The sequence below is a fragment of the Paraburkholderia sp. EG286B genome, from assembly GCF_040965655.1.
In the GTDB taxonomy this organism is placed as follows: Bacteria; Pseudomonadota; Gammaproteobacteria; order Burkholderiales; family Burkholderiaceae; genus Paraburkholderia.
Map to the genome: position 1 here is coordinate 23,068 of NZ_JBFRCF010000012.1, position 13,435 is coordinate 36,502.

At 64.4% G+C, this 13,435-nt stretch carries 14 protein-coding genes, 1 other RNA gene and 1 pseudogene; 5 read left to right on the top strand and 11 right to left on the bottom strand.

Annotated features, from left to right (window positions below):
- Nucleotides 1–28: 28 nt before the first annotated feature.
- The 3 genes from ruvA to AB4Y42_RS25005 all read left to right on the top strand — a co-directional run bounded on the left by ruvA (nucleotide 29) and on the right by AB4Y42_RS25005 (nucleotide 2,767).
- A complete protein-coding gene (ruvA, locus tag AB4Y42_RS24995) occupies nucleotides 29–610 on the top strand; it encodes a Holliday junction branch migration protein RuvA (RefSeq protein ID WP_368695673.1) in 582 nt (193 codons plus the stop codon).
- Nucleotides 611–708: 98 nt separating this feature from the next.
- Complete coding sequence (ruvB, locus tag AB4Y42_RS25000) at nucleotides 709–1,785, top strand: Holliday junction branch migration DNA helicase RuvB (RefSeq protein ID WP_042262539.1); 1,077 nt, start codon at nucleotides 709–711, stop codon at nucleotides 1,783–1,785.
- 37 nt (nucleotides 1,786–1,822) lie between these two features.
- Nucleotides 1,823–2,767 carry an oxygenase MpaB family protein gene (locus AB4Y42_RS25005; RefSeq protein ID WP_368690194.1) on the top strand — a complete coding sequence of 315 codons (945 nt, stop codon included), beginning with the start codon at nucleotides 1,823–1,825 and terminating at the stop codon, nucleotides 2,765–2,767.
- Between the two features lie 89 nt (nucleotides 2,768–2,856).
- Here the strand turns inward: AB4Y42_RS25005 and AB4Y42_RS25010 are convergent, their stop codons facing one another.
- From AB4Y42_RS25010 to AB4Y42_RS25035, 6 genes and pseudogenes are all read right to left on the bottom strand, one after another.
- Nucleotides 2,857–4,008 (bottom strand): branched-chain amino acid ABC transporter substrate-binding protein, encoded by a 1,152-nt coding sequence (locus AB4Y42_RS25010; protein WP_368695674.1) that lies wholly within the window; start codon nucleotides 4,006–4,008, stop codon nucleotides 2,857–2,859.
- A 313-nt stretch (nucleotides 4,009–4,321) separates the two neighbouring features.
- Nucleotides 4,322–5,005, bottom strand: coding sequence for a histidine phosphatase family protein (locus AB4Y42_RS25015; RefSeq protein ID WP_368695675.1), 684 nt, complete (start codon nucleotides 5,003–5,005; stop codon nucleotides 4,322–4,324).
- A 31-nt stretch (nucleotides 5,006–5,036) separates the two neighbouring features.
- Nucleotides 5,037–5,507, bottom strand: a complete 471-nt coding sequence (gene dtd / locus AB4Y42_RS25020) for a D-aminoacyl-tRNA deacylase (protein ID WP_201694296.1) — start codon at nucleotides 5,505–5,507, stop codon at nucleotides 5,037–5,039.
- A complete protein-coding gene (gene tyrS, locus AB4Y42_RS25025) occupies nucleotides 5,504–6,769 on the bottom strand; it encodes a tyrosine--tRNA ligase (RefSeq protein ID WP_342919364.1) in 1,266 nt (421 codons plus the stop codon). The genes dtd and tyrS overlap by 4 nt, the downstream gene beginning before the upstream one ends.
- 125 nt (nucleotides 6,770–6,894) lie before the next feature.
- Entirely contained in the window at nucleotides 6,895–7,206 is a 312-nt protein-coding gene (locus AB4Y42_RS25030; protein WP_368690366.1) for a HigA family addiction module antitoxin, read from the bottom strand.
- Nucleotides 7,207–7,221: 15 nt separating this feature from the next.
- Nucleotides 7,222–7,497 (bottom strand): annotated as a pseudogene (locus AB4Y42_RS25035) (type II toxin-antitoxin system RelE/ParE family toxin); the annotation flags it as partial.
- Between the two features lie 289 nt (nucleotides 7,498–7,786).
- Between AB4Y42_RS25035 and AB4Y42_RS25040 the strand changes: the two are divergent.
- Nucleotides 7,787–8,941, top strand: a complete 1,155-nt coding sequence (locus AB4Y42_RS25040) for an anhydro-N-acetylmuramic acid kinase (protein WP_368695676.1) — start codon at nucleotides 7,787–7,789, stop codon at nucleotides 8,939–8,941.
- Nucleotides 8,942–8,984: 43 nt separating this feature from the next.
- Here the strand turns inward: AB4Y42_RS25040 and AB4Y42_RS25045 are convergent, their stop codons facing one another.
- The 4 genes from AB4Y42_RS25045 to rplM all read right to left on the bottom strand — a co-directional run bounded on the left by AB4Y42_RS25045 (nucleotide 8,985) and on the right by rplM (nucleotide 11,872).
- Nucleotides 8,985–10,253, bottom strand: a complete 1,269-nt coding sequence (locus AB4Y42_RS25045; protein WP_368695774.1) for an IS4 family transposase — start codon at nucleotides 10,251–10,253, stop codon at nucleotides 8,985–8,987.
- A gap of 185 nt (nucleotides 10,254–10,438) precedes the next feature.
- A complete protein-coding gene (gene erpA, locus AB4Y42_RS25050; RefSeq protein WP_042262553.1) occupies nucleotides 10,439–10,804 on the bottom strand; it encodes an iron-sulfur cluster insertion protein ErpA in 366 nt (121 codons plus the stop codon).
- A gap of 235 nt (nucleotides 10,805–11,039) precedes the next feature.
- Nucleotides 11,040–11,432: a 30S ribosomal protein S9 gene (gene rpsI, locus AB4Y42_RS25055; protein WP_028209425.1), complete on the bottom strand. Its 393-nt coding sequence runs from the start codon at nucleotides 11,430–11,432 to the stop codon at nucleotides 11,040–11,042.
- An 11-nt stretch (nucleotides 11,433–11,443) separates the two neighbouring features.
- Nucleotides 11,444–11,872, bottom strand: a complete 429-nt coding sequence (gene rplM / locus AB4Y42_RS25060) for a 50S ribosomal protein L13 (protein WP_027795838.1) — start codon at nucleotides 11,870–11,872, stop codon at nucleotides 11,444–11,446.
- Between the two features lie 636 nt (nucleotides 11,873–12,508).
- Between rplM and AB4Y42_RS25065 the strand changes: the two genes are divergently transcribed.
- Nucleotides 12,509–12,931, top strand: coding sequence for an OsmC family protein (locus AB4Y42_RS25065; protein ID WP_027795839.1), 423 nt, complete (start codon nucleotides 12,509–12,511; stop codon nucleotides 12,929–12,931).
- An 83-nt stretch (nucleotides 12,932–13,014) separates the two neighbouring features.
- Here the strand turns inward: AB4Y42_RS25065 and rnpB are convergent.
- An RNA gene (gene rnpB, locus AB4Y42_RS25070) (RNase P RNA component class A) lies at nucleotides 13,015–13,425 on the bottom strand.
- Nucleotides 13,426–13,435 lie beyond the last annotated feature (10 nt).

Consider the following 13,435-nt stretch of genomic DNA (forward strand, 5'->3'; position numbering starts at 1 on the left):
TGAGCTTTCCCTCATCACAGAACCCGCCATGATCGGTCGCATTGCCGGCGTATTGCTGGAAAAGAACCCGCCGCACCTGCTCGTCGACTGCAACGGCGTCGGCTACGAAGTCGACGTGCCGATGAGCACGTTCTACAACCTGCCCGGCAACGGCGAAAAAATCGTGTTGCTCACGCAGATGATCGTGCGCGAAGACGCGCATCTGCTGTTCGGCTTCGGCACGCAGGAGGAACGCTCGACGTTTCGCGAGTTGCTCAAGATCAGCGGCATCGGCGCACGCATGGCGCTCGCCGTGCTCTCGGGCATGAGCGTGAATGACCTGGCGCAAGCCGTCACGCAGCAGGATGCGGCGCGCCTCACGCGCGTGCCCGGCATCGGCAAGAAAACGGCCGAGCGCCTGCTGCTCGAACTCAAGGGCAAGCTCGGCGCGGACCTCGGCGCGATGGCCGCCGCCGCTTCGCCTTCCGACCACGCGAACGACATCCTCAACGCGTTGCTCGCGCTCGGCTATTCGGAGAAGGAAGGGCTCGCCGCGATCAAGAACGTGCCCGCCGGCACCGGCGTTTCGGAAGGCATCAAGCTCGCGCTCAAGGCGCTTTCCAAGGCCTGATCACCCTCGCGCACGCTGAGGCGGGCTGTTAGTTGCGGCGCCATCGTGGTGCCCTGGACGGCCCCGCCGTCGCAGAGTCTGCGCGGTACAATCGCTGCATGATCGAAACCGACAAACTCGCCGCCAACCACGCCGGCGCCGACCGCGTGATCGCCGCCACGCCCGCCTCGACTCATGAGGAAGCGTTCGAACGCGCGTTGCGCCCGCGCCAGCTCGACGAATATGTCGGCCAGGAAAAGGTGCGCGGCCAGCTCGAGATCTTCATCGAGGCCGCGAAGCGCCGTTCCGAACCGCTCGACCACGTGCTGCTGTTCGGCCCGCCGGGCCTCGGCAAGACCACGCTCGCGCATATCATCGCGCGCGAAATGGGGGTCAATCTGCGGCAGACGTCGGGCCCCGTGCTAGAGCGTGCGGGCGATCTCGCGGCGCTGCTCACCAATCTCGAAGCGAACGACGTGCTCTTCATCGACGAAATTCACCGGCTCTCGCCGGTCGTCGAGGAAATCCTGTATCCGGCGCTCGAGGACTACCAGATCGATATCATGATCGGCGAAGGGCCGGCCGCGCGCAGCGTGAAGCTCGACTTGCAGCCGTTCACGCTGGTGGGTGCGACCACGCGCGCGGGCATGCTCACGAACCCGCTGCGCGACCGCTTCGGCATCGTCTCGCGCCTCGAGTTCTATAACGCGGGCGAGCTCTCGCGCATCGTGCAGCGCTCGGCTTCGCTGCTCGGCGCGCAGATCCACCCCGATGGCGCGCTCGAAATCGCCCGCCGCTCGCGCGGCACGCCGCGTATCGCCAACCGCCTGCTGCGCCGCGTGCGCGACTACGCTGAGGTGAAGGCAGACGGCGCGATCACCGCGAAGGTCGCCGACGCCGCACTGCGCATGCTCGATGTCGATCCCGTCGGCTTCGACCTGATGGACCGCAAGCTGCTCGAAGCCATCCTGCACAAGTTCGACGGCGGTCCGGTGGGCGTGGACAACCTTGCCGCCGCCATCGGCGAGGAACGCGACACGATCGAGGACGTGCTCGAACCGTATCTGATCCAGCAGGGCTATCTGCAGCGCACGCCCCGCGGCCGTGTGGCCACGCAACTCAGCTACCGCCACTTCGGCCTCACGGTGCCGGACGACGCATCGACGGGCGGCGACTGGGAACCGGACGCGTCGTAAGGCGCACCAGCCTCAACGCAGCGCGAGCGAGAGCACGATGTCCGATCACGCCGGCCTCCCTCCCAACGCGCCTGAACCGACCAGCCTCGCCGGTCAGCTCGCGCGCCGCCTGCGCATGACGCTCGCCGAAAACATCACGCATCTCACCACGGGCAGCGGCCCGAAACTCGATTACTCGAATCCGCCGGGCGACCCCGGCCTCTTCGGCCCCGACGCCGTTTGCTGGAAGGTCCATGCCGATTTCGCCGCAATGATGGCGGGCGGCGTCAGCGCGCTGCTGCTGCAGGCGCTGCATCCGCTCGCGCTCGCCGGTGTGTGGGACCATTCGACGTTTCGCATCGACATTCTCGGGCGGCTGCGACGCACCGCGACCTTCATCGCCGGTACGACTTACGGCAGCCGCGCCGACGCGCTGGCGCTGATTGAACGCGTCAAGCGGATCCACCTCGCCGTGACGGGCACCGGGCCCGATGGCCGCCCCTATCGTGCAAGCGATCCTGCGTTGCTGACCTGGGTGCACGTGGCCGAAGTCTCGAGCTTTCTCGGCGCGTATTTGCGCTTCGTGAATCCCGCGCTGCCCGGTGAGACGCAGGATCAGTACTACGCCGAAGTCGCGCGCATTGCCGAACTGCTGGGCGCGACGAACGTGCCGCGCTCGCGCGCCGAAATCGCCGCGTATCTGCAGTCGATGCAACCCGAACTCGTCGCGAGCGATCGCACGTTCGAAGTGGTGCGCGTGCTCATGGAAGCGCCCGCGCCGCGCCCGGGGATGCGCCCCGCCGGCGCGCTGATCAGGAACGCGGGCATCGACCTGTTGCCGCCCTTCGCCCAGCAGATGCTCGGCTTCGACACATTCGCCTTCGCGCGCCGCGCCATGGTGCGGCCCGGCATGCTCGCCGTCGCGCCGGTATTACGCTGGGCGCTCGTCAACGGCGTCTCCAAACGCGCGCGGCGACGAGCGGCGGCAACGGCCGCGAAGTAAGCGCTGCGCAATAAAAAACGGCCGACCCGCTCGCACAGGTTGGCCGGTTCATCTGCGGCGCGCCGATGCGACTGCGCGCGCTCGCGTGCTTACATCTTCACTACGTCGAGCAGCGTCTTCTTGCCTGCCTTGTAGTTGTAGAGCGAGATCACGCCGTGCTTGAGGTCGCCCTTCGAATCGAAGGTCGTCTCGCCAATCACGCCCTTGTAGTCCGTGCCCGGGATCTGCGCGAGGATCTTCGCGTGGTCGGTGGAATTCGCGCGCTTCATCGCGTCGACGACGATGTACACCGCGTCATACGTGAACGGCGCATCGAATTCGATCGGGTGACCGAAGCGCTTTTGGTACTTCGCCGCGAACGCCGCGCCGCCGTTCATACGCTCGACCGCCATGCCGGCCTGCGAGCAGACGATATTGTCCGTCGCCGCGCCCGCGAGTTCCGCGAGGCTTTCCGTGCACACGCCGTCGCCCGACAGCACCTTCGCGCGCAGACCGAGTTGCCGCGCCTGCTTCGCGAACGGGCCGCCCGTGGCGTCCATGCCGCCGTACATGATGGCGTCCGGGTTCTCGCCCTTGATCTTCGTGAGGATCGCGCGGAAATCGACGGCCTTGTCATTGGTCGCGTCGTGCGAGAGCACCTTCATGCCGAGCGACTTTGCCGTCTTCTCGAACTCGTTCGCGAGGCCCTGGCCATAGGCGGTCGAGTCGTCGACCACGGCCACGGTCTTCACGTTCAGGCTCTTGGCCGCGTAATCGGCGAGCGCGGGGCCTTGCTGGGCGTCGGTCGCGACGACGCGGTAGGTGGTCTTGAAGCCCTGCAGCGTGTACGAAGGATTGGTCGACGACGGCGAGATCTGCACGATCCCGGCGTCGCTGTAGATCTTCGATGCCGGGATCGACGCGCCCGAGTTCAGGTGGCCGATCACGGCCACGACCTTGTCGTCTACCAGCTTCTGCGCGACCTGGGTGGCCTGGCGCGGGTCGGCGGCGTCGTCCTGGGCGTCGAGCGCGAGCGTGATCTTCTGGCCGTCGATCGTCAGGCCCTTGGCGTTGATTTCCTCGATGGCGAGGCGCGCGCCGTTCTCGTTGTCCTTGCCGAGGTGGGCCGAACCGCCCGTGAGAGGACCGACGTGGCCGATCTTGACGACCTGGTCGGCCGACGCCGTATTGCTGGCCGACAGCGCTGCGAGCGCCATGACCGCTGCGCTCACCGGCAGCAGCTTGTGAAGCTTGAACGTCATTGAACTTTCTCCTGCGTGTTTTCTTGGAATACCCGTTCGAACCTTGGGCACGCGCCCTCGCGCTTGTCATGCGCGCGCGTCCCTCTTCAACGCCGGGCCGGGCATGGAGCCCGGTGGCCAGCGCGCCCAAAGGTCGGACAAATATTAGCAGGACGCTTAACTTCGTGGTTGGGCTTTGAAAAGAACCCGCAAGCGAGCGGAAAGGAAATCGATGGGGCCGCAGCGTTGCCGAGACACGGGAGCGGCGCAGGGAGGGGAATGGCGGGAAGAACAGGACAGCGCGGCCAGGCACCGCGCTGCCTGAAAAGACACGTTAGCGCCCGGCTTCGGGCGCTCGCTTGAAGCCGTCGTCGGCGCTGACGCCGCCCAGATGGGCCACATCGCCCCAGGCGACGACGCGCGCCTGCGTCACGTACTCGCCGCGTTCGAAATCGACGACGTTCACGCTCGTGTTGAGGAGCGGCCACGCTCGCGGTGCGTCGAGCGCGAGGCCGTTCGCGAAACGGTACACGCAGTCGAGCACGCCGCCGTGCGCGACACACGCGATACGGCCGCCCGGATGCATGGCCAGGATCGGCTCGAGCGCGTGCAGCACCCGGTGGTAGAACTCGCGCTGCGACTCGCCTTCGGGCGGCGCGAAGCCAGGATCGCGCGTTTGCCAGTGCGCGTACTCGTCCGGAAAGCGCTCGGAGATTTCGTCGCTGTCGTGGCCCTGAAACGCGCCATAGTTGCGCTCGCGCAGGCCTTCGGTGAGCTGCACCGGCAGCCCCAGGGCTTCGGCGATGGGCTGCGCAGTTTGTTGCGCGCGCAGCAAATCGCTCGACCAGATGGCGTCGAGCCGCGCGCCCGACTGCACTTCGTTCGCGAGCCGCGCGCCGAGTTGCCGCGCCTGCGCCACGCCGCTTTGCGCGAGCGGAATGTCGATATGGCCCTGGATGCGCTTGATACGGTTCCAGTCCGTTTCGCCGTGGCGGATAAAGAGAATCTGCGTGTTCATGGTCAGAAGCGCATGGTCAAAAACACAGGGTTCAGTTGCGCACTTGCAGCCAGAACGTGACGGGGCCGTCGTTGACGAGCGACACCTGCATGTCGGCGCCGAACTCGCCGGTCTCGACAGTCGTATGCTTCTCGCGCGCGGCGGCGACGAAATAATCGAATAGACGCCGCCCCTCTTCGGGCGGCGCGGCCGGCGTGAAGCTCGGGCGCAGACCGCTGTTCGTGTCGGCCGCGAGCGTGAACTGCGAGACGAGCAGCAGGCCGCCGGGAGCGCCGTTGCCGTCGATGTTCTGCACGCTCAGGTTCATCTTGCCCGCCGCGTCGCTGAACACGCGATAGCCGAGCAGCTTCGCGAGCAGCTTGTCGGCGTTGGCCTCGGTGTCGCCGCGCTCGGCGCAAACCAGCGCGAGCAGCCCCTGGCCGATCGCGCCGGTCACGCGCTCGCTGCCGCCTTGCGCCACGCGCACTTCGGCGCGGCGCACGCGCTGGATCAGCGCAATCATGCCGTGAGCGTCACGCGCGCAAAGCGGCGCTTGCCCACCTGCACGACGAACTCACCCGCTTCGACCTTGAGGCCCTTGTCGGAGACGGTGGCGCCGTCGATCTTCACGCCGCCCTGCTCGATGTTGCGCAGCGCTTCGCTCGTGGACGGTACGAGCCCCGCCTGCTTGAGCAACTGGCCAATGGCGAGGGGCGCGCCCGCGAGCGTGATCGACGGAATGTCGTCCGGCACGCCGCCCTTGGCGCGATGGTTGAAGTCTTCGAGCGCGCGCTCGGCGTCGGCCTGCGAGTGAAAGCGCGCGACGATTTCCTGCGCGAGCAGCACCTTGAAGTCACGCGGGTTGCGGCCCGCTTCGATTTCGCGCTTGAACCCTTCGATTTCGTCCAGCGGACGGAACGAGAGCAGCGTGAAGTAACGCCACATCAGCACGTCGGAAATGCTCATGAGCTTGCCGAACATGTCGTTGGGCTTCTCGCTGATGCCAATGTAGTTGTTCTTCGACTTCGACATCTTCTCGACGCCGTCGAGGCCTTCGAGCAGCGGCATCGTGAGTATGCACTGCTGCTCCTGGCCGTACTGCTTTTGCAGTTCGCGGCCAACGAGCAGGTTGAACTTCTGGTCCGTGCCGCCGAGCTCGAGGTCCGCGTTGAGCGCGACCGAGTCGTAACCCTGCATGAGCGGATAGAGGAATTCGTGGATCGAAATGGGCACGCCGCTCTGGAAGCGCTTGGTGAAGTCCTCGCGCTCGAGAATACGCGCCACCGTGTAGCGCGACGCGAGCTTGATCATGCCGTCGGCGCCGAGCGGCATCGACCATTCGCTGTTGTAGCGAATTTCGGTCTTTTCGCGGTCTAGCACGAGCGCGGCCTGCTCGAAGTACGTTTTCGCGTTCGATTCGATCTGCTCGCGCGTGAGCGGCGGGCGCGTGGCGTTGCGGCCCGACGGGTCGCCGATGAGCGAGGTGAAGTCGCCGATCAGGAAGATCACGTTGTGGCCGAGATCCTGCAGCTGGCGCATCTTGTTGAGCACGACCGTATGGCCGATGTGGATGTCGGGCGCGGTCGGGTCGAGGCCGAGCTTGATGCGCAGCGGCTTGCCGGTGGCCGCGCTGCGGGCGAGCTTCTGCTCGAATTCTTCTTCGATCAGCAGTTCGTCCACGCCGCGCTTCGTGACGGCAAGCGCGTGACGGACTTCGTCGGTGACCGGAAAGGCGTCTTTTGCGCCGGTGCTGGCGCCGTTGCTGGAGGTGGACTCGTTGCTCATGCTTCGATCGGTTCTGTCGTTAAGTCTGGGTCTAGGCCGCAATTTTACGTGATTCGACTCGCCGGGCCGAGATTTGCGGGTCGCGCGCGCGGCGGTAGCCCGCGACGCGCCGCGAACCCCAGCGCTCAGGAACGGGCGGGGGCGCGCTCTACGCGCGGCACGCCCTTCGCGCGCGCCTGCCAAAGGTCGTAAGCAACCTGCATGGCGAGCCACAGATCGGCGCGGCCGCCGTTCTCTTCGCCGAGCCATGCCTCGAGGCGCAGCGCCATTTCCGGGGAGATGCCGGCGCGGCCATTGAGCACGCGCGAGAGCGCCGCGCGAGTGACGCCGAGTTGCGCCGCGGCCTCCGTTACGGTGAGCCCCAGCTCCGGGAGGATGTCGTCGCGCAGCGTTTCGCCGGGGTGCGGCGGGTTGTGCATGCGTATCGTGTCGTTCATCTTGCTCGTGCCCCAGTGATAGTCGTGATAGTCGACCAGGACCGCGTGGCGGCCTTCGAACGCAAAAGTCAGGCGCCAGTTGCCGCTGACGAGAATCGCGTGATGGCCGTCGAGACGGCCTTCCAGCGCATGGCAGCGCCAGCCCGGCACGTTCATGTCCCGGGGCGACTCGGCCTCGTCGAGCCGCGCCAGCTGACGCCGCAGGCGCGGTACATGATCGGGCCGGATGCCCGCCTTGTTGCCAGTGAAAAAGAACGCCTTGAGCCCTTTGTGGTTCCACGACTTGATCATGACTCCCCAGACTAAGCAGATCCAACATGGGTGGATCTGGAGCCAGGATCCGGCTTGGGGTCGGTGCGCGCTCTCCGTATAGCGTATAGGCTCACTATACGCACCGCGCGTAGCGCAGTCAACGGGTTGACTTCGCGCAAGGCTCCAGCGCCGCCCGCAATCGAGCAGCGCGATGAGCGTCCCACGACGCACAGATGGCCAACAGTCAGCCGTTCGGCTTACGCTCAAGAGGCATTGCGCCGATAATTCCCTCGCAGGGCACTGAATGGCATTGATAAAGGAGCACAACGTGGCGCCACGCGACGCACGAAACGAGAGCGCACACGCCGCCGACGGCGTGTATTTCGGCCTGATGTCGGGCACCAGCATGGATGGCGTGGACGGCATTGCCGTGCGCTTCGAGGCAGGCCAGCGGCCAGTGGTGCTGGCCGAGGCGTTCGTCGGCTTTGCGCAGGGGCTGCGCGAGGCGCTCTTTTCGTTGCAGCAGCCAGGCGAGAACGAGATCGAACGCGAAGCGCTCGCCGGCAACGCGCTGGCTGCCCGCTATGCGGTGTGCTGCCACGAGTTGCTGCGAGGGAGCAACGTGCCCCCCGCCGAGGTGCGCGCGATCGGCGCGCACGGCCAGACCGTGCGACATCGGCCGGAGAAAGGCTACACCGTGCAGATCCAGAACCCGGCGCTGCTTGCGGAACTCACGCATATCGACGTGATCGCCGACTTCCGCAGCCGCGACGTCGCCTCGGGCGGCCAGGGTGCGCCGCTCGTGCCCGCGTTTCATGCGACGCTGTTCGGCTCGCAGGAGGACACGCGCGTGGTCTGCAACCTTGGCGGCATCAGCAACATCACGGTGCTCTCGTCGACGGGCGCCGTGCGCGGCTTCGACTGCGGCCCGGCCAACGCCCTGCTCGACCTGTGGGCCGAACGGCATCTGGGCAAGCCGTACGACGAGAACGGCAAGTTTGCCGCCAGCGGCAATCTGCATCAGCCGCTTCTGAATGCCCTTTTGGACGAACCGTTCTTCGAGCAGCAGCCGCCCAAGAGCACAGGCCGCGATCTTTTCAATGCCCAGTGGCTCGACGAGAAACTCAAGGGCTTCGAGTCGCTCACGGCCGCCGACGTGCAGGCCACGCTAGTCGCACTAACCGCCGTGAGCGTGGCGCGCGAGATCGAGCGTCACGCGAGCGACTGCCGTGCCGTGTATGTCTGCGGCGGCGGCGCGCGCAATGCGGCATTGATGGCGGCGCTGCAAAAAGCGCTCGAAACGGGCGGCGTGGCGGGCGTACCGGTCACGACCACCGAGGCGCTCGGCGTCCCGCCGCACCAGGTGGAGCCGCTTGCCTTCGCGTGGCTCGCCATGCGCTGCGTGGCGCGCGAACCGGGCAATCTCGCGGCCGTAACCGGGGCCGCCGGCGAACGCGTGCTGGGTGCGATTTATCCGCGCTGAACAAGCGCGCCAATAAAAAACGGGGCCGAAGCCCTAATGCCGTTCAGTTAAGGTCCCGTTTCAGGTTCCGAACGGTGTAGCGGAAAGGTCTGGACTTGACGGCCCGGGCGCAAGAGCGCCCGGGCCGTTTTTCGTTGGCAAGCTGCTTGAGCCGTTCGCGCAGGCGCACAAGCAGCGCAGGAAGTTTGCCGTACGAGCGGGTCACGGCTGCCCATGACATCTCATACTGAATCGTGTGAAACGCGCGGATGAAGCTCAGGTCCCCGGGGGCGCGTCCGGCCTCAAGCGCGGCCTTCGCCACCTCCAGCCGGATCAGGTTGTAGGCAATCAGGGCGCCCCAGAACTCCTGGTAGACGCCGTCAACGGTCTGGCTGCGCAGGGTCAACTCCATGCCCAGCATCGACTGCTTCAATTCCCGGTAACTGGTCTCGATCTGCCAGCGACGTGCGTAGCAGGACACGATGTCCGTTGCCTCGAACCGCTCTCGATCACACAGGGAGCTGAGCAATACCCGCTGCCGGCCACGCGCATCGACGGCAAGCACGGCACGGGCTTGCCAGAACTCAGGCAGTTCCGGACAGGCCTTTCGCGCCTGGGGCGATACACGCATGCGCACCATCTGGTCGCCGGGTTCGCCGCTGAGCACCTCCCAGCGCGTATTGGACTTGGCTGGAATGATGAAATGCCGGTTCGCGCCGCCCGAGACCAGATTGCACAACAACTGGGCCGACAGAAACCCTTTGTTAAACACCGTAATGGAGTTCTCCGGCACGCGCGGAACAAGCTGGCGCGCCGAGATCATCTCGTTGACGTCGTAAGGGCCGAATTCGGCGTCGCGCACCAGGTGCGTGGGAATGGCAGTCAGCGTGACGGCGCGCAACTGGGGGTAGCTGCCCAACCGGTCATGTGCGGCCACGGACGCCCCGAAGTGCCTGCGGTTGGCGGCACTGTCGGCCGTGCGCAGCGTGGTGCCGTCCATTGCGAACAGCGAGAATCCCTTGAAGAGGTAATGCGCCTGATCCTGCACAGACCAGTTCCTGGCGCATTCGTGAAAGAGCCACGCCAGGGGCGCCGCGCCAGTGCGCTGTCGAGCCTGGGCGATGGCGCTCTTGCTGACAAATGACGCATCGGGTGCGGGAAGCGCAAGCCCCAGTGCGTCAACGACCTCGCTGACTGACTGATGCCGGTATAGCGCCAGGGCGATCACCAGCCACACCACCTGCTGCGCAGGCAGACGGCGACGCCGGATGCTGGCGCTGCCGCTAGCCTGGACCGCCTGCTCAATCCATTCGTATGGCAGATGCTGTCCCAGCCTATCCCATTCGAATGGCGGGTGCGCTCGACAAGCAGGGGAAGGGTGTCAACCAGCATGGCGACGAAAGTTAACATCGCCGCGACGTGTTTACAACCCCTTTGCTCCACCAACAAAAATGCCGTTCAGTTGCTTAACTGAACGGCATTAGGGCCGAAGCCCCGTTTTTTATTGCAGCAAATCGATCAGACCGAGAACGACGAACCGCAACCGCACGTGGTGGTCGCATTCGGGTTCTTGATGACGAACTGCGCGCCGTTCAGATCGTCCTTGTAGTCGATCTCGGCACCGACGAGGTACTGATAGCTCATCGAGTCGATCAGAAGCTGGACGCCGTTGCGGTTCATCACGGTGTCGTCTTCGTTGACCGTTTCGTCAAACGTGAATCCGTACTGGAAGCCCGAGCAGCCGCCGCCCTGCACGAATACGCGCAGCTTCAGCTCCGGGTTGCCTTCCTCGTCGATCAGTTGCTTGACCTTGTCAGCCGCTGCTTCGGTGAAAACGAAGGGACCGGGCATTTCGGTCGCGGTAGTTTCGGTGACAGCGCTCATTCGAACTCTCCAAAAAAGCTTCTAGCCGCTATTGTAGGGCTCTTCCCGATATCGTGCTTAAGCCCACGAAATCAAGGGGTTTCTCCAGATTGTCGCAGCTTGTGCGCCACACGTGCGGCGCGCCGACGAAAACGAAAAAACAAACGAAAAAGCCGCCCGGCGCACGAAGCGCGGACGGCTTTTGCAGCTGCGCTGCACCCCGCGAGGGGCGCAGGCACAAAGCGCCAATGCGAAATTAACGCTTCGAGAACTGCTTGCGGCGACGTGCCTTGTGGAAACCGACCTTCTTACGTTCCACTTCACGTGCGTCACGGGTGACGAAGCCAGCTTGCGACAGTGCCGGCTTGAGCGTTGCGTCGTAGTCCATCAGCGCGCGCGTGATGCCGTGGCGAACTGCGCCGGCCTGGCCGGTTTCGCCGCCGCCCGTCACGTTCACCTTGATGTCGAACGTCGTGCCGTGGTTCGTGAGTTCCAGCGGTTGACGCACGATCATGAGCGACGTTTCGCGCGAGAAGTAGTCGGCGATGGGCTTGCCGTTGACGACGATCTCGCCCTTGCCCGACTTGATGAAGACACGAGCGACGGCGCTCTTGCGGCGGCCCGTACCGTAATTCCAGTTACCGATCATGTGGGCTCCCCTTAGATCTCGAGCGCCTTCGGCTGTTGCGCCGAGTGCGGGTGCGTTGCGTCTGCGTAGACCTTCAGCTTCTTGATCATCGCGTAGCCGAGCGGGCCCTTCGGCAGCATGCCCTTCACGGCCTTCTCGAGCGCGCGGCCCGGGAAGCGTTCCTGCATCTTGCCGAACGTCGTTTCGTAGATACCGCCCGGGTAACCCGAGTGACGGTAGTACTTCTTGTCGGTGGTCTTGTTGCCCGTGACCTTCAGCTTGCCGGCGTTGATGATGATGATGAAATCACCAGTGTCGACGTGCGGGGTGAACTCAGGCTTGTGCTTGCCGCGAAGACGGCGTGCCACTTCGCTGGCGACACGGCCGAGAACCTTATCCGTCGCGTCAATCACGTACCATTCGCGCTGCACTTCATGTGCCTTGGCGGAAAAAGTCTTCATGATCGATCCAAAAAAAATGCTGTGCCCTGTTTTGGTCCTGCTTGTGTGGTGACGCTCGTTGACGTCGGCGCAGGCTCTCCCTGGTTCGAGTTTCCCCGTCTCCGCGCGGACATGGATGCGGAGAACCTACGATTATAAAGGGAAATTCGGCGGCGAGTCAAAAAATCGCTTGCTGTAGGCGCAGAGGCGGGCAAAACGGGGGCCGCGGACGAAAAAAAGCCCGAACGCGTTTGTTCGGGCTTAATCCACTCTTTGGAGGAGGGTGGAGGAGACATGCTGAGGTGTCGTGAAGCACGACAACCAATGAGTCGAATTATACGGATGGGCCTTGTGCGGCGCAAGACCATTTGCATTGCGAAATCCAAAACCACAATGTGAAATTCGCTTAAGTCAGCACGTCGGCAGAAAAATTCTTAAAAATCAGTGCATTGGAAACTCGCCTTGCGAAAAGCATGCGAGACAACTAGAGCGAAACCCCTAATTGCACAAGGGAAATCCGTCTTGTCCATAGGATGCCGCGACGCAACATTCAAGCACGAGGCCTAAGCCGCGCGCCGCCGTGTCCCCCCGGACATACCAGCAAGGTGCGGGCTACAATGCCGTCTGAATCAAGAAACCGCGCAGGGGCACACGCATATGGAATGCAAAGTTAGCTGGATGGGTCAGGACGGCATGGCGTTCGCGGCCGAAACGGGCAGCGGCCATCTCGTCAACATGGACGGCGCACCGGAAGGCGGCGGCCACAACCTCGCGCCGCGGCCGATGGAAATGGTGCTGCTCGGCACCGGCGGCTGCACGGCCTACGACGTGGTGCTGATCCTCAAGAAGAGCCGCCAGGAAGTGAGCGGCTGCAGCGTGACGCTCAAGGCCGAGCGCGCAAGCGAAGACCCCAAGGTCTTCACGAAGATCCACTTCCACTTCACCGTGACCGGCAAGAACCTGAACCCGGCCACCGTGGAGCGCGCGATCAACCTCTCGCACGACAAGTACTGCTCGGCGTCGATCATGATCGGCAAGACCGCCGAGATCACGCATACGTTCGAGATCGTCGCGGCTTAATTTCTGCGGCAAAAATCGGCGGCAAAAGAAAAAAGCCGGCGCGGTTCTGCGAAGAACCGCGCCGGCTTTTTGCATGAATGAGGCTGCAAAGCAGGCCGATAAGCCGGATTCTGTGCACACGCCGCGTCCGAAGACGCGCCGCGCGTGGCAGCCATTCCTCTAGGCGCGCCATTGCTGACGCGCTCAAGCTTCCTACCCGCAGACGGAATGGGGGCCCCATCCTGCATCCCGAAGATGCGCGCCTGCCTACTTGGAATTGCTCCGGGTGGAGGTTACCGTGCCGTCTACGTCACCGCAGACGCGGTGCGCTCTTACCGCACCGTTTCACCCTTACCTGATCCCGACCGAAATCGGGCCATCGGCGGTCTGTTCTCTGTTGCCCTGTTCCGCGTGTCGCCACGGATGGCCGTTAGCCATCACCCTGCCCTGTGGAGTCCGGACTTTCCTCGCCTCTTTGGCCGAAACCTCGGAGCCGCGACTGCCTAGCCTGCTTTGCGAGGCGCG

Bases quoted from the DNA above. Each gene is read 5' to 3' on its own strand.
- rpsI (WP_028209425.1), bottom strand. From the start codon at position 11,432: ATGATCGGTAACTGGAATTACGGTACGGGCCGCCGCAAGAGCGCCGTC.
- AB4Y42_RS25005 (WP_368690194.1), top strand. From the start codon at position 1,823: ATGTCCGATCACGCCGGCCTCCCTCCCAACGCGCCTGAACCGACCAGC.
- ruvB (WP_042262539.1), top strand. From the start codon at position 709: ATGATCGAAACCGACAAACTCGCCGCCAACCACGCCGGCGCCGACCGC.
- AB4Y42_RS25010 (WP_368695674.1), bottom strand. From the start codon at position 4,008: ATGACGTTCAAGCTTCACAAGCTGCTGCCGGTGAGCGCAGCGGTCATG.
- AB4Y42_RS25065 (WP_027795839.1), top strand. From the start codon at position 12,509: ATGGAATGCAAAGTTAGCTGGATGGGTCAGGACGGCATGGCGTTCGCG.
- AB4Y42_RS25030 (WP_368690366.1), bottom strand. From the start codon at position 7,206: ATGAACGACACGATACGCATGCACAACCCGCCGCACCCCGGCGAAACG.
- erpA (WP_042262553.1), bottom strand. From the start codon at position 10,804: ATGAGCGCTGTCACCGAAACTACCGCGACCGAAATGCCCGGTCCCTTC.
- dtd (WP_201694296.1), bottom strand. From the start codon at position 5,507: ATGATTGCGCTGATCCAGCGCGTGCGCCGCGCCGAAGTGCGCGTGGCG.
- AB4Y42_RS25015 (WP_368695675.1), bottom strand. From the start codon at position 5,005: ATGAACACGCAGATTCTCTTTATCCGCCACGGCGAAACGGACTGGAAC.
- tyrS (WP_342919364.1), bottom strand. From the start codon at position 6,769: ATGAGCAACGAGTCCACCTCCAGCAACGGCGCCAGCACCGGCGCAAAA.
- ruvA (WP_368695673.1), top strand. From the start codon at position 29: ATGATCGGTCGCATTGCCGGCGTATTGCTGGAAAAGAACCCGCCGCAC.
- rplM (WP_027795838.1), bottom strand. From the start codon at position 11,872: ATGAAGACTTTTTCCGCCAAGGCACATGAAGTGCAGCGCGAATGGTAC.